This window comes from Inquilinus ginsengisoli (assembly GCF_031453975.1).
GTDB lineage: Bacteria > Pseudomonadota > Alphaproteobacteria > DSM-16000 > Inquilinaceae > Inquilinus > Inquilinus ginsengisoli_A.
In genome coordinates, this window is the sequence record NZ_JAVDPW010000008.1 from 288,439 (window position 1) to 302,459 (window position 14,021).

Consider the following 14,021-nt stretch of genomic DNA (forward strand, 5'->3'; position numbering starts at 1 on the left):
GGCATCCGACCAAGCCCCGGCCACAGCCCGGGAGCCTGACGCCTGAAACTTGCATGCCTCCAATGTGAAATCGGCGCGCAGGATTCAGGCTCACCGGACGAGTCAGAACCGGAACCTCCGCTGCCAGGGGGGCCGCGCCGCTGCGGCCGCAGACATTGACGACCCGCCTTCCGCGCCAGGTGCTGATCCCGCTGATCATCGCCTGCGCGCTGTTCATGGAAAATCTCGACTCGACCGTGATCGGGACGTCGCTGCCGGATATCGCCAAGTCCTTCGGCACCGATCCGCTGCATCTCAGCCTCGCCATCACCTCCTATCTGCTCAGCCTCGCCGTGTTCATCCCGGCCAGCGGCTGGGTCGCCGACCGCTTCGGCGCCAAGAACGTGTTCCGCGCCGCGATCGTGGTGTTCACCCTGGGCTCGATCCTGTGCGGCCTGTCGAATTCGACGGTCGAGCTGGTCGGCGCCCGCGTCATCCAGGGCCTCGGCGGCGCCATGATGGTGCCGGTCGGCCGGCTGGTGCTGCTGCGCAGCGTGTCGAAGTCCGAACTGGTGCGGGCGATGGCCTACCTGACCACCCCGGCCTTGCTGGGCCCGGTGCTGGGCCCGCCGCTGGGCGGCTTCATCACCACCTACAGCTCCTGGCGCCTGATCTTCTTCATCAACGTGCCGATCGGCATCATCGGCGTGATCCTGGTGACGCTGTTCATCGACGACGTCCGCGAGACCGAGCGGACGCCGTTCGACGGCCGCGGCCTGCTGATGACCGGCGTCGCCCTGGCCTGCATGGTCTTCGCCTTCGAGTCGCTGGGCCGATCGATCCTGCCGCTGCCGGTCACCGCCGGGCTGTTCGCCGTCGGCATCGCCTCGCTGGTCCTCTATGTCAGGCACGCCCACCGGGCGCCGGCGCCGATCCTGGACCTGACGCTGCTGCACATCCGCACCTTCCGCATCTCGGTGGTCGGCGGCACCATCTTCCGAGTCGGCATCGGCGCCATCCCGTTCCTGCTGCCGCTGATGCTGCAGCTGGGCTTCGGCATGACCCCATTCGAATCGGGCATGCTGACCTTCATCAGCGCCGCCGGCGCCCTGCTGATGAAGATGACCGCGACCCGGATCATCCGCCATTTCGGCTTCCGCCCGGTGCTGGTGTGGAACGCGGTGATCAGTTCGCTCTTCCTGATGAGCTATGCGCTGTTCCGGCAGGACACGCCGCATCTGCTGATCCTGGGGCTGCTGCTGGTCGGCGGCTATTTCAGGTCGCTGCAGTTCACCAGCCTGAACACCCTGGCCTTCGCCGACATCGCGCCGCAGCGCATGAGCCGGGCGTCGAGCTTCAGCAGCACGGCGCAGCAGCTGTCGGCCAGCCTGGGCGTGGCCGGTGGTGCAGTGCTGCTGAACCTGACCCTGATGCTGCGCGGCGGCGGAACTCTGGTGGCGGCGGACTTCACCTGGGCCTTCGCCGTGGTCGGCCTGCTGTCGCTGTCCTCGGTGCTGATGTTCATGCGCCTGGCCCCGGATGCCGGCGCCGAGGTTTCCGGCCACGCCATCGCCCCGGTCCCGCCGCCCGCAAGCCAGGGTTCGGCCCGAGTCCAGCCCGGGGAGTGAGGGCGGAGGGAGCGGCTCAGGCCCCTCAATCCCCCAGCAGCCGGTCCCGCGCGGCGTTGAGTTTGGCGGCCATCTCCGCCGTACCGCCATGGTCGGGATGGTGCCGCTTCATCAGCCGGCGATGGGCCGCCTTGACCGCCGCGGGCGTGGCCCCGGCGGCGAGGCCCAGCAGGGCATGGGCCTCGGCCTCCGACATCCGGCCGCCGCGGCCCGCGGCCGGGTCCTGCTTCGCCCAGTCCTGGCCGAAGCGGCGGTCGAGATAGGTTTCCAGCACCCGCGCCGAATCGGCGTCGTCGGCGCGGCATTCCGCCAGCAGGCGCAGCAGCGCCGGCAGCGGCAGCGACGCCAGGCTGCGGCCCTGCAGCGCGCCCGGGCGCAGGACATAGCCGTCCATCGCGCCGGTGGCGTGGTCGAGCTGCATGTCCAGACTGCGCGTCTTCAGCCCCGAGGCGCCGCCCGGCGCCGGGCCGGTGGCGCCGCGGCGCGACTGATGCCAGCGCACCGCCCAGGGTGCCATCCGGATCAGGACCGGCGACAGCCGCATCAGCCACAGCAGGACCGCGCCGAGCACGGCGAAGACGCCGGCCAGCCGGCCGGTCAGCACCAGGAACAGCCCCAGCGCCGCCAGCAGCAGCACGCCGCCCCAGCGGGCGCCGCGCAGCACCTGGCGCGGTTCGGTGCTGGCGAACCAGCGCAGCACCAGCGGCACGCCCAGGCCGAGCGCCAGGACCAGGATGAGGAGTTGGAGCACGGCCGCCGCTCAGCCTCCGCCCATCCGGCCGATCAGCGCCGTCACCCCGGCACCGCGGCGCCGGCCGAGATCCTCCAGCGCCGCGCGGCCGCCGGCGGCGTAGACCGCGACCGCCGCCAGCAGGTCGCGCAGCTGGCCGGGGCTGGACGCGTCGAACGGGCAATAGGCGCCGCGGGTCAGCCGCGCGATCTCGCGGAAGGCGCGCGCCGCCAGCGGGTCGTGCCCCTCATGGAACAGGAAGGCCGGCACGCCGCGCAGGGCAAGCTTGCCGGCCAGGGCGCAGATCCGGTCGAGCGATTCCTCGAAGGCGTCGCCGACGAAGACCAGGGCGTCGACCTTGCCGCGCCCCGCCTCCGCCTCGGCATGGATCAGCACCCGGCCGAGTTGGGTCTCGCCGGCGCGGCAGCGCACCTTGCCCATCAGCCGCGCCAGCTCCGCCGTGTCCGAGACCCAGCCGGTGGATTTGCACTCGCTGAAGCCGCGGTAGAAGACGAGCTGGAGGTCGAGCCCGCCCAGGGCGGCGGTCTCGACGAACATCTCGCCCTGCAGCCGGCAGGCGCGGTCCCAGGCGGCCTCGCGGCTCTGCGTCGCGTCGAGCGCGAAGATCAGCCGGCCGCGGCGTTCGCCCTCGCGTCGCGCCGGGGTCGCCGCGACCTTGCGCAGGAAGGCGTCGATCTCCGCCCGGCCCTGGCCGGCCGGCAGCTTCTGGTCGGGCCCTGTCATGTGTTCGATCCCATCCCCGATATGATGGGGACCGGCGGAGTGAAATCCAATCGGGAACGGTCACGATCCGGCCGGTGCGGGTGGGATTCGGCGTCGGCGTGGCGGCGCCGCGCCGGGGAACGGATCTTGGATCACGCCGTTCCGGACGTGGCTTCTGGCGCAAAGTGCGGCCGACCGCTAGCCTCGGACCCGTCGCCACTGTCCCGGACCGATGATGCCCCTTCCGCGCGCCACCCTTTCGCCCGGCCTGGCCGCCGCCCTCCTCCTGCTCGGCCTGGCCGCCGGCCCGGGCGCGCAGGCCCAGACCGCGGCGCCCGCCGCCCCGGTCGCGCCGGAGGTCATCGTCGCCACCGCGCCGATCAACTCGCCGCTGGGCCGCTGGGGCACCGCCTTCGTGGAGCGGCTGAAGGCCGAGGCCGGCACGGCGGCGGCCCAGGCCGCCACCGGCGGGGCGCTGCCGAACAGCGCGCTGCTGCAGAGCGGCCGGGTCGCCATCGGCCTGGTCTCGCTCGACGTCGGCACCGCCGCCTGGGCGGGCAGGAGCCCGATGGCGCCGGGCCTGAAGTTCGACCATCTCCGCGCCCTGGCGCCGGTGGCCCCGGCCGCGGTGCTGCGCTTCGTGGCCCCGGCCGCCCGCGGCATCGCCGACGCCGCCGGCCTGGCCGGCAAGCGTGTGGCGCTGGCGACCGACGACGCCATGACCGAGCCGATGCTGACGGCGCTGGGCATCACCGCCAAGCTGCGGCGCATGCCGCTGTCCGAGACCGCCAAGCAGCTGGCCGCCGACAAGATCGACGCCGTCGCCGTCACCGGGCTCGACCCCTTCGTGCTGCCGCCGGAGCTGGCGGCGGTGACGATCGGCCTGAGCGCGCCGGACGTTGCGAAGCTGGCCGAAGCCATCCCCGGCGTCGCCGCGGCGCCGGTGCCGCTGCCGCCGCCCGCGCCGGTCGCACCGGTCGCACCGGTCGCACCGGTCGAGGCCCCGGCCGTGGATCCGGCGGCTGCCGATCCGGCCGCCCCGGCGCCGGCCCCCGTGGCCGCCGCGCCGCAGGCCCTGCCGCCCAGCGCCGGCATGTGGACCTGGCTGGTCGCGACCGATGCCCTGCCCGAGGACGTCGCCCGCCGCGCCACCGAGATCGCGATCGGCGAGGCCGGGCCGCTGGCCGAGGCCGCCGGCTTCGATCCGGTCCCGGCGCTCGACCCGCTGACCAACCGTGCCCTGCCGTTCCATCGCGGCGCAGCCGCCGCCTGGGCCGCGCATGGCGTCACCCTGCCGGCGGACCGGGTGCAGTGATGCCGCAGCGCCCGGGCGGGAGACCGCTCGCCGCCGTCCTCGCCGCGCTGCTCGCCTGCGCCGGACCGGCGGCGGCGCAGCCGGCGACGCCCGGCTCGATCTACGCCAACGGCGCCCGCACCTATTACGAGGCGATCGACCTCGGCACGGCCGAGGCCGCGGCGCAGGCCTTCCTGGCGGCCTGGGCGCGGCGCGACTACGCCACCGCCAATGTGGTGCTGTCACCGATGGCGCAGCAGGGCTGGCTGAACCAGATCGCCCGGACCTTCAGCTTCAGGACGCTGCTGCCGAAGCAGGCCGATGCGGTGATGAAGGTGTCGGCCTACGGCCCGAACGGCGCGGACTGGGCGGAGCTGATGAACGACCCCAACCTGGTGTTCGACAACATCATGCGCTCGGCGGAGGGATTCGACGCCCTGCCCTTCAGCATCGGCCTGGTGGCGAAGGCCGGCAAATCGGCGGGCTCGGGCGACGCCGTCACCGTAACCGCCGAAACCGGCGGCACCCCGGCGACGCTCGAGCTGCAGCTGGTGCGGCTGCCGAGCGGGCATTGGAAGGTCGACCGGATCGTGCTGCCAAACGCCGACCCGGCGCTGAAGCCCTGGGGCTTCAAGCCGAAACAATAGCGCGCGTAGGTTGGGTTCGCGCCTGGCGAACCCGACCTACGCCCGTCAGCCCGCCTTCAGCTGGTCCTCGACCAGGGTCGCCAGCAGCGAGGCGCCGAGGGGCAGGACCTCGTCGTTGAAGTCGTAATGCGGGTTGTGGACCATCGTGTCCCCCGCCACGCGCGCCTGGCCCAGGAACAGATAGGCGCCCGGCCGGGCGTTCAGGAGATAGGCGAAGTCCTCGCCGCCCAGCGACGGTTCGACGTCGCGCTGGACATTGCCGGCGCCGACCACCTTCTCCGCCACCTGCGCCATGGTCTCGGCCTGCTCGGCATGGTTCACCGTCGCCGGATAGCCGTACTGGTAGTCGACCTCGATCGACACGCCGAAGGCGGCGGCGATGCCGTCGGCGATCCGCCGGATGCCGGCGACCATCATCTCCTGCACCTCGGGCCGGAAGGTCCGCACCGTGCCGTTCAGATAGGCCTCGTCCGGGATCACGTTGTGGGTGGTGCCGGTGTGGATCTGGGTGATCGACAGCACCGCCGAATCCATCGGGTTGACGTTGCGGCTGAGCAGGGTCTGCAGCGCGCCGACCAGCTGGGCCGCGATCACCACCGGGTCCTTGGCGGTCTGCGGGATCGCGGCATGGCCGCCGACACCGCGGATCCTGATGTCGAACATGTCGGCCGCCGCCATCATCGGGCCGGGCCGCACCCCCACCGTGCCGGTCGGCAGCAGCGGCCAGTTGTGCAGGCCGTAGACCTCGTCGCAGGGGAAGCGGTCGAACAGGCCTTCCTTGACCATCACCTCGCCGCCGCCGCCGCCCTCCTCGGCCGGCTGGAAGATGAAGTGCACGGTGCCGTCGAAGTTCCGCGTCTCCGCCAGGTACTGGGCGGCGCCGAGCAGCATGGTGGTGTGGCCGTCATGGCCGCAGGCATGCATCTTGCCGGGCACGGTCGATTTGTGGGCGAAGTCGTTGAGCTCGTCCATCGGCAGGCAGTCCATGTCGGCGCGCAGGCCGATGGTGCGGCCGCCGTCGGTGCGGCCCTTGAGCACGCCGACCACGCCGGTCTTGGCCAGGCCGCGATGCACCTCGATGCCCCAGGAGGCGAGCTTTTCCGCCACCAGGTTCGAGGTCCGCACCTCCTCGAAGCCGAGCTCCGGATGGGCGTGGATGTCGCGGCGCCAGGCGGTCATCTCCTCCTTGCGGGCGGCGATCGAATTGATGACGGGCATAGGTCGAACTCTTCTTGCGCTGGCTGGAAGGGAAACCCCGATACTGGGCCGTCCGCGGCGCCGGGGCAACCCGGCGTGGGCAAAGTACGGATGATCGGGGCCGGCCTCACTCGACCTCGGCGACGCAGGCGATGTGCCCGCCCTCGCGGATCAGCCGGATCGGCACGCCATAGGTCTCGGACAGGCGCTCCGCGGTCAGCACCGCCCGGGTCTCGCCCAGGAGCGGCGGGTGGCGCGGCGACAGCACCAGGGTGCGGTCGGCCAGGGCATAGGCGTGGTCGGGCGCATGGGTGGTGAAGATGATGCCGAGCCCCTGCCTGGCCAGCCGCCGCACCAGGGCCAGGAAGCGGGCCTGGTTGGCGAAGTCGAGATGGGCGGTGGGTTCGTCCAGGATCATCAGCCGCGGCGCCTGCGCCAGCACCCGGGCGATCTGCACCAGCTGCTGCTCGCCGCCGCTGATCTCGGTGTAGGGCGCATCGGCGAGATGGGCGATGCCCAGCGTTCGCAGCGCCTCGACCGCGCGCTCGGCATCCTCCGGCCCCGGGCTGCCGAACCAGCCGAGATGCGGCGCCCGCCCCATCTCGACCACGGTGCGGACCGGGAAGGCGAACACCGTCTGGTGGCTCTGCGGCACCAGCGCCAGCTGCCGGGCGATCTCGGCCCGCCCGAGTTCGGCGATCGGCCGCCCGGCGACGTGGACGATCCCGGCCGAGGGCGGCGCCAGCCCGGCCAGGCAGCGCAGCAAAGTCGATTTGCCGATGCCGTTGGGCCCGAGGACGCACAGGATCTCGCCATCCGAGATGTCGAGCCCGACATCGCCGAACACCGGACGCGGACGCCCGGGATAGGCGAAGCCGAGGCCCTCGGCCGCCAGGATCACGCCCATCCGAACGACCCGCGCCGCAGCAGCAGCATGAACACCGGCGCCCCGACCAGGGCGGTGAGGATGCCCAAGGGCACCTCGGCGCTGGTCATCACCCGGGCGAGGTCGTCGATCACCAGGAGGTAGCAGGCGCCGAGCGACAGGGTGGCTGGCAGCAGGCGGCGGAAATCCGGCCCGACCACCATGCGGGCGAGATGCGGGATCACCAGCCCGACCCAGCCGATGATGCCGCTGATCGAGACGGTCGAGGCGGCGATCAGGGTGGCGAACAGCACCACCACCAGCCGCAGGCGCCCGGCCTCGACCCCGAGGATGCGGGCCTGTTCGTCGCCCATCGCCAGAATGCTGATGCGCCAGCGCAGCAGCAGCAGCACGGCGGCGGACGGCACGGTGACGGCGAGGACGACGACGACATCCGCCATCGACACCGAGGACAGCGACCCGAGCAGCCAGAATTCGATCACCGGCAGCTTGGAATTGGGGTCGGCGACGTATTTCAGCAGCGACAGCAGCGCGGTGAACAGCGACCCGACGATGACGCCGGCCAGCACCAGGATCAGGGTCGACCCCAGCCGGTACAGCCGGCTCATGAAGAAGCACAGGCCAACGGCGACCAGGCCGAACACGAAGGCCGAGAGCTGCACCGCATAGCGCTGCTGGAACAGCAGGATGGCGACCGCCGCGCCGAAGCCGGCGCCGGAGGACACGCCGAGGGTGAAGGGCGACACCAGCGGGTTGCGGAACACCCCCTGGTAGCAGGCGCCGGACATCGCCAGCCCGCCGCCGACCACCATGGCGGCGATGACCCGCGGCAGCCGGACGTCGAGCACCACCGACCCGACCACGGCCGGCCAGTCCTGGGCGATCGGCAGGATCTGGGCGGCGATCACCCTGATCACCGTCAGCGGCGGCACCGGATAGCGGCCGAGCAGGAAGGACAGCAGGAACAGGGCGACCGGCAGCGCGACCAGCGCGACCGTCATCAGCCCGGCCAGTGGCCGCGATCGAGGCACCTCAGAGGCCACGGCCTAGTTCGGGCCGGTGTAGGGCTGGCCGTAGAAGCGCTGGTAATAGGCGGTCGCCTCGGCCTGCATGTCGATGTCGGCGAAGCGGTCGGGGTACAGCGTCTTGGCCATCCACAGCTCGCCCAGCGCCAGCGCCTCGGGCAGCGGATAGCCCCAGGGCTTCACATATTCCGGGGTGATGTAGATGCGGCCGGCCTTCACCGCGTCGACATGCTGCCAGGCGCTGCCCTGGCGGATCTGGTCGGCCACCGGGGCGTAGCGGTCCTGGACGAAGATCACCTGCGGGTCCCAGGCCAGGATGTCCTCCATCGACACCTTGGTGGCGCCGCGGACGCCGGCGGCGACGTTGACGCCGCCCGACCGCGCCATGATCACGCCGGTGTACTTGCCCGAGCCGTAGGTGCTGAGGTCCGGGTTGGCCATGTACAGGCGGACGCGGTCGGCCTGCGGCAGATCGGCGACACGCTGCTGCACCATCGCGCGCCGGCTGAAGGCGTAGTCCAGCAGCTGGTCGGCGCGCTCGGACTTGCCGACGATGGCGCCGATCAGCTTGACTCCGGCCTTCAGCCCCTCGGCATAGGCCACGTCGTCATCGGCGAAGGTCGGGTTCAGCTTCGGCGCCTCGACCCCCTCGCCCTGGGACAGCGAGATGGCGACGACCGGGACGCCGGCCTTGGCGATCTGGTCGATCATCGCCGCCGGGGCGTAGTTGGTGACGAACACCACGTCCGGCTTCAGCCGCAGCAGCTCCTCGACATTGGCGGTCGACAGGTCGCCCGGCGTCGGCAGCCCGACCAGCTGCGGCGCGTATTTGTCCAGGCCCGGGATCAGGCTGGGCCAGCTGCGCAGCACGCCGACGATTTTGTCCGCGGCGCCGAGTTCGACCAGGATGTCCAGGGTCTGGTGCTGCAGCACGACGATGCGCTGGATGTCGGCCGGGACGGTGACGGTCCGGCTCAGCTGGTCGGTGACCGTGCGGGTCTCCGCCGCCGTCGCGGCCGGCGCCGCCGCCAGCAGCCAGCCGGCGCAGAGCAGCGCCAGCGCGCCGATCAGGCCACGATGCAATGATGTCGGCATGCCCTCGAACCCTTTTCGATCACGGTCGGCGGTTGGGGGATTCGCGATATATGTGACCGTATATAGCGATCGCGGCAGGCCGGCAACGGGGCCCGCCACCCCCGGCAGGACTCAGCGCTCTTCGGACAGGGCGACGGGCCGGAAGCCGGATTGCCGCAGCAGCGCCTGCCCGTCCAGCGACAGCAGGAACAGCGCGAAGCGGGCGGCTGCCGGGCGGCCATCGTTCAGCAGGGACAGGCCGTATTCGGGGCCGACGGCCAGCCCGGCCGGCAGCTCGACCAGGTCGAGATCGGCGTGGCCGGCGGCGAGCGACCCGAGGCCGCTGGCATAGCCGAGGAACAGGTCGACCGTGCCGTCCTCCAGCGCCCGGGCCACCGGGCTGTAGGGCGCGGAAACAGCAGCGCCTGGCGGCGGTTCGGTCCCGCCGACCAGCGTCTTCGCCTTGACGTCGAGCCGGGCGAAGGCCCCGGGCCGCAGCGCCTCCGCCCGGCGGAAGATCGCCCAGGCATAGTCGCCGGACGGGTCCTTCAGCGGCGTCGAGGTGCCGATGCCGATGGCGGGGTCGAGCATGCGCTCCAGCAGATTGGCGGTGGTCGCGCCCGCCCGGCGATGGGCCACCGCCACCATGGCGTTGCGGGCGAACAGCACCGGCGGGCCGGACAGGCCGGCTTCGGCGAGGCGGGCGGGGTGGCCGAGATCGGCCGACAGGAACAGGTCGGGCCGGTCCCCGGCCTCGATCCGCTCGCGCAGCAGCCCGGCCGGGCCGTGCCGCACCGCGACCGCGGTCCCGGTCGCTGCGGTGAAGGCGGCGGTCAGGGCCGGCAGAGCGACCCGCAGGCTGCCGGCGGCATAGACGCTGATGCGGTCCGGGGCGGCGGGGCTGGTCATCGGGCGAAGGCTCCTGCGGGTGCGCCGCTCAGCCGATCGGCGTGTTCGGCCCCAGCCGCGGCAGCGCGGCGTCGATGGCGGCGGCGGTCGGCATGCTTTCCTGCGCGCCGAGGGCGAGGCAGGCCAGCGCCGCACCGACGCTGGCCCGGCGCATCGCCTGGTCGAGCGGCAGCCCGGCATCGAGGCCGGCGGCCAGCACCCCGGTGAAGGTGTCGCCGGCGCCGGTGGTGTCGACCGGCTGGATCGGCAGGGCCGGCACCGCGAAGTCGGCCTCGCGCCCCACTGCGATCGCCCCGGCGCCGCCGAGGGTGACGACGCAGGTCAGGTCCAGCGTGTGGCTGAGCGCGGCGGCGGCGGCCTGCGGCGTCGAAATGTCGAGGCCGAGCGTGCCGGCGATCGACAGCGCCTCATGCTCGTTCACCACCAGCAGGTCGAGGTCGCGCAGCGCCGATTCCGGCACCGGCGCGGCCGGGGCGACGTTGAGGATGGCGCGGCAGCCCCGCACCCGGGCGCGCTTCAGCAGCGCCCAGTTCTCCTCCGGCGGCAGCTCCATCTGCAGCACCAGCAGGGTGTCCGGAGTCAACCGGTCGTCCGGCACCTGGTCGGCGCGGACCGCGAGGTTGGCGCCGCTGCCGACCGCGATGAAGTTCTCGGCCGCGGCGTCGACGCAGATATAGGCGACGCCGGTGGGGCGCTCGCTGGTCGCGATCAGGGAGGTGTCGATGCCGTCCTTCGCCAGGGTGGCGCGCATCACCTGGCCGAAGCCGTCGTCGCCGACCGCGCCGGCCATGGCGACCCGGGCCCCCGCCCGCGCCGCGGCCACCGCCTGGTTCGAGCCCTTGCCGCCCGGCTTGGTGACGTAGCCGTCGCACAGCACGGTTTCACCCGGCCGCGGCAGCGCCGCCACCACCATCACCAGGTCCATGTTGATCGAGCCGAAATCCAGGATCACGCGAAGGGTCCTCCCACCGAAGCGGGCGATCCTGGCGCGTCGCGGGGCGGAAGGCAACCGGCGGGGTGGCGACCGGCCGGACGATCCTGTCGGGCGGCCGCGCCGCGACACCTGGGCGCAGGACAGAAAACCTGCAAAGCTGGCGCCCGGCCCGCCGCCCCGACGCGTCGCGGCCCCGAACCAGACGACCAGACAGAGAGGCACGCGAGTGACCGCCGACCCGAAGACCGTGCTGGACGCGATCAAGGCCTATGAGGCCGATCTGGTCGCCATCCGCCATGACATCCACGCCCATCCCGAAACCGGTTTCGAGGAGGTGCGCACCGCGGCGCTGGTGGCGAAGACGCTGCGCGGCTGGGGCATCGAGACCCATGAGGGCATCGCCAAGACCGGCGTGGTCGGCACGCTGAAGGGCGACCGGCCGGGCCAGCGCGCGGTGGCGCTGCGCGCCGACATGGACGCGCTGTTCATCGACGAGAAGACCGGCGCGGCGCACAGCTCGACCGTGCCCGGCAAGATGCATGCCTGCGGCCATGACGGCCACACCACCATGCTGCTGGGCGCGGCCCGCTACCTCTCGGAGAACCGGGACTTCGCCGGCACCGTGCACTTCGTCTTCCAACCCGCCGAGGAGGGGCTGGGCGGCGGCCAGCTGATGGTCGAGGAAGGGCTGTTCGACCGCTTCCCGGCCGACGCGGTCTACGGCATGCACAACAATCCCGGCCGGCCGGTCGGCGAATTCGGCATCCGCCCGGGCGCGATGATGGCGGCGGCCGACACCTGGACCGTCAGCTTCGGCGGCACCGGCGGGCATGGCGGCTCCGCCCCCCACCTCGCCACCGACCCGACCGTGGTGCTGGCGCATTTCATCCTGGCGGCCCAGGCCATCGTCGGCCGCAACGTGCCGTCGGTGGAGCCGGCGGTGATCAGCGTCGGCCACATCGCCGCCGGCGCCGCCGGGTCGCCCAACATCATCCCGCCCGAGGTGGTGGTGTCGGGCACGGCGCGCAGCTATTCGCCCGCGGTGCGCGACACGCTGGAGCGCCGGCTGCGCGAGACCGCCGAGGGGCTGGCCGCCACCTATGGCTGCACCGCCGAGGTCCATTATCACCGCCGCTATCCGCCGCTGATCAACCATCCGGAGCAGACCGCGATCGCCGCCGGCGTGGCCGCGGGCATCGTCGGCGCCGACAAGGTGGCGACCGACATCCCGCGCCTGACCGGGGCGGAGGATTTCTCCTTCATGCTGCAGCAGCGGCCCGGCGCCTTCATCCTGATCGGCAACGGGGTCGAGCCGGACGGCAGCTACCACTACGTTCACACCCCGCACTACGACTTCAACGACGCGATCATCGCCCTCGGCGCGACCTACTGGGTCAGCCTGGTCGGCCATGAGCTGGGGGTGGAGGGGTAAAGGGCGGGGCCTTTCCCGCCCCTTTCATCGTCATTGCGAGCGTAGCGAAGCAATCCATCGGGCAGCCAGTACCGGCACCATGGATTGCTTCGTCGGCTTCGCCTCCTCGCAATGACGGAGGAGGGCTGAGAGGCGGCCAGGCGCCGCCCTCAGGCCTTGGTCGTGTCGGAAACCTCGGTCATCCGCGAGAAGTCGCTGCCGATGGTGCCGTCGGGGCGGAGGCGGACGGTGAAGGGGTCGGCGATCTCGCCGGTGACGCTGAGATGCGACACCCAGCCGCTGACCTCGATGCTGCCGTCGTCCAGGGTGCGGGCGGCCGCGGGGTGGATGGCGCCGTCAGGCGCCGGCGGCACCATGTCGCCGCCGCTGCGCAGCACCTCGCCGCCCATCACGATCTCCTCGACCCAGCGCAAGGCGATGGCCTCGCGGGTCAGCGCGTCGGCCGCATCCCAGCCGGTGTCGGGCAGCAGCAGCGGGGCCAGGTCGTCCGGGCTGGCGACCGTCTGCCAGATGCCGTCGATGGCGACGCCGCGCCACAGCGGCCCGGCATCGGGCACGGCGTGGCCGATGAAGGTGACGCGGTGGAAGCTGTCGGGGCGGTAGAGATAGAGTGGCGCGCCGGCCGGGCCGTCGTCATTGGCGGCCACGGCGGAGCCGAGATAGGCCGCCAGCGCGTCGCCGTAGGGCGGCCGCTCGCTGGCCACGGCAAGGTCGGCCTGGCCCAGGCTGAGCAGAACCGACATGCCCCAATAGCGGAACTTCGCCATCTGCTTTCCCTTCGTCGGTGCCCCTTCGCCTCCCGGAAGTAAGGGGCAATTGCGGCGAAACAAGGGTCCGGACCGCGGCTTACGACACTGTATAGGCTCGGCGGAACACCGCCACGGCGCGCTGCGCCATCCGCCGGATCTCGCCGGCATCCGGCGCCCGCTCGATTCCGAAGAGGTAGCGTTGCCGCCGGCCGCCCTGCAGCAGGGCGACGAAATCCTCCGCCGCCTCGTCCGGATCGACCGGGCGCAGTTCGCCCTGCTCCACCTTCGACCGCATGAATTCCACCAGCGCCTCGCGCACCCGCCCGGGGCCGGCGGCGTAGACGATCCGCGCCAGGTCGGGGAAGGCGTCGGCCTGGGCGATCATCAGCCGCTGGATGCCCAGGGTCTCGGGGTCGAACAGCTTGCGCATCATGTGGTCGCCGAAGGCCAGCAGCTCGGCCCCCAGGTCGCCGGCCGGGTCCAGCCCGCGCAGCGTGTCGTGCTTGAAGCGGTCGGAGACGGCGCGGAGCAGCCCCTCCTTGCTGCCGAAATGGCTGTAGAGGGTCTGCTTGGCGACGCCGGCCCCGGCCGCCACCCGGTCCATGCTGGCGGCATAGCCCTCGGCCATGAAGACCTTCAGCCCCGCCGCCAGGATGGCCTCGCGCTTGCGGCGGCCGCGCGGGGTGGCCGCCGCCCGCGGAATCTCGTCCTGCTCACTCATACCGGGCAAACCAAATCCGTTGCCCCCCACGCCAGGGGATCATGCCGTACGACGCCTGCGGACACCAAATCCTTCGGGCCTCGCTTTCGTCGC

Annotated in this window: 14 protein-coding genes; 4 read left to right on the forward strand and 10 right to left on the reverse strand. The window is 72.1% G+C overall.

Going from position 1 to position 14,021, the window contains the following annotated elements; all coding sequences use genetic code 11:
* Positions 1-155 precede the first annotated feature (155 nt).
* Positions 156-1,607: a DHA2 family efflux MFS transporter permease subunit gene (locus tag E9232_RS23150; RefSeq protein WP_309797946.1), complete on the forward strand. Its 1,452-nt coding sequence runs from the start codon at positions 156-158 to the stop codon at positions 1,605-1,607.
* A 25-nt stretch (positions 1,608-1,632) separates the two neighbouring features.
* Here E9232_RS23150 and E9232_RS23155 read toward each other — a convergent pair whose 3' ends face one another.
* Together E9232_RS23155 and E9232_RS23160 are read right to left on the reverse strand one after the other, a co-directional pair.
* A complete protein-coding gene (locus E9232_RS23155) occupies positions 1,633-2,358 on the reverse strand; it encodes a J domain-containing protein (protein WP_309797948.1) in 726 nt (241 codons plus the stop codon).
* A gap of 9 nt (positions 2,359-2,367) precedes the next feature.
* Positions 2,368-3,081 carry a VWA domain-containing protein gene (locus E9232_RS23160; protein ID WP_309797951.1) on the reverse strand — a complete coding sequence of 238 codons (714 nt, stop codon included), beginning with the start codon at positions 3,079-3,081 and terminating at the stop codon, positions 2,368-2,370.
* 214 nt (positions 3,082-3,295) lie between these two features.
* Here E9232_RS23160 and E9232_RS23165 point away from each other — a divergent pair, with 214 nt between their 5' ends.
* Positions 3,296-4,375, forward strand: coding sequence for a TAXI family TRAP transporter solute-binding subunit (locus E9232_RS23165; protein WP_309797953.1), 1,080 nt, complete (start codon positions 3,296-3,298; stop codon positions 4,373-4,375).
* Positions 4,375-5,001 (forward strand): YqhG/Tai3 family protein, encoded by a 627-nt coding sequence (locus tag E9232_RS23170; RefSeq protein WP_309797955.1) that lies wholly within the window; start codon positions 4,375-4,377, stop codon positions 4,999-5,001. The genes E9232_RS23165 and E9232_RS23170 overlap by 1 nt, the downstream gene beginning before the upstream one ends.
* A gap of 45 nt (positions 5,002-5,046) precedes the next feature.
* Here the strand turns inward: E9232_RS23170 and E9232_RS23175 are convergent, their stop codons facing one another.
* The 6 genes from E9232_RS23175 to E9232_RS23200 all read right to left on the reverse strand — a co-directional run bounded on the left by E9232_RS23175 (position 5,047) and on the right by E9232_RS23200 (position 11,044).
* A complete protein-coding gene (locus E9232_RS23175) occupies positions 5,047-6,219 on the reverse strand; it encodes a M20 aminoacylase family protein (protein ID WP_309797957.1) in 1,173 nt (390 codons plus the stop codon).
* Positions 6,220-6,325: 106 nt separating this feature from the next.
* Positions 6,326-7,105, reverse strand: a complete 780-nt coding sequence (locus tag E9232_RS23180) for an ABC transporter ATP-binding protein (RefSeq protein WP_309797959.1) — start codon at positions 7,103-7,105, stop codon at positions 6,326-6,328.
* Positions 7,096-8,085, reverse strand: coding sequence for a FecCD family ABC transporter permease (locus E9232_RS23185; RefSeq protein ID WP_309797961.1), 990 nt, complete (start codon positions 8,083-8,085; stop codon positions 7,096-7,098). The genes E9232_RS23180 and E9232_RS23185 overlap by 10 nt, the downstream gene beginning before the upstream one ends.
* 45 nt (positions 8,086-8,130) lie before the next feature.
* A complete protein-coding gene (locus tag E9232_RS23190; RefSeq protein ID WP_309797962.1) occupies positions 8,131-9,204 on the reverse strand; it encodes an ABC transporter substrate-binding protein in 1,074 nt (357 codons plus the stop codon).
* A 111-nt stretch (positions 9,205-9,315) separates the two neighbouring features.
* Complete coding sequence (locus tag E9232_RS23195; RefSeq protein WP_309797967.1) at positions 9,316-10,092, reverse strand: substrate-binding domain-containing protein; 777 nt, start codon at positions 10,090-10,092, stop codon at positions 9,316-9,318.
* 28 nt (positions 10,093-10,120) lie between these two features.
* Positions 10,121-11,044, reverse strand: a complete 924-nt coding sequence (locus tag E9232_RS23200) for a ribokinase (RefSeq protein ID WP_309797969.1) — start codon at positions 11,042-11,044, stop codon at positions 10,121-10,123.
* A gap of 208 nt (positions 11,045-11,252) precedes the next feature.
* Here E9232_RS23200 and E9232_RS23205 point away from each other — a divergent pair, with 208 nt between their 5' ends.
* Positions 11,253-12,458, forward strand: coding sequence for a M20 aminoacylase family protein (locus E9232_RS23205; RefSeq protein ID WP_309797972.1), 1,206 nt, complete (start codon positions 11,253-11,255; stop codon positions 12,456-12,458).
* Positions 12,459-12,607: 149 nt separating this feature from the next.
* On the opposite strand, the gene E9232_RS23210 is transcribed toward E9232_RS23205, so the two are convergent.
* Together E9232_RS23210 and E9232_RS23215 are read right to left on the reverse strand one after the other, a co-directional pair.
* A complete protein-coding gene (locus E9232_RS23210) occupies positions 12,608-13,225 on the reverse strand; it encodes a hypothetical protein (RefSeq protein WP_309797974.1) in 618 nt (205 codons plus the stop codon).
* A gap of 79 nt (positions 13,226-13,304) precedes the next feature.
* Entirely contained in the window at positions 13,305-13,928 is a 624-nt protein-coding gene (locus E9232_RS23215; RefSeq protein ID WP_309797976.1) for a TetR/AcrR family transcriptional regulator, read from the reverse strand.
* Between the last annotated feature and the right edge of the window lie 93 nt (positions 13,929-14,021).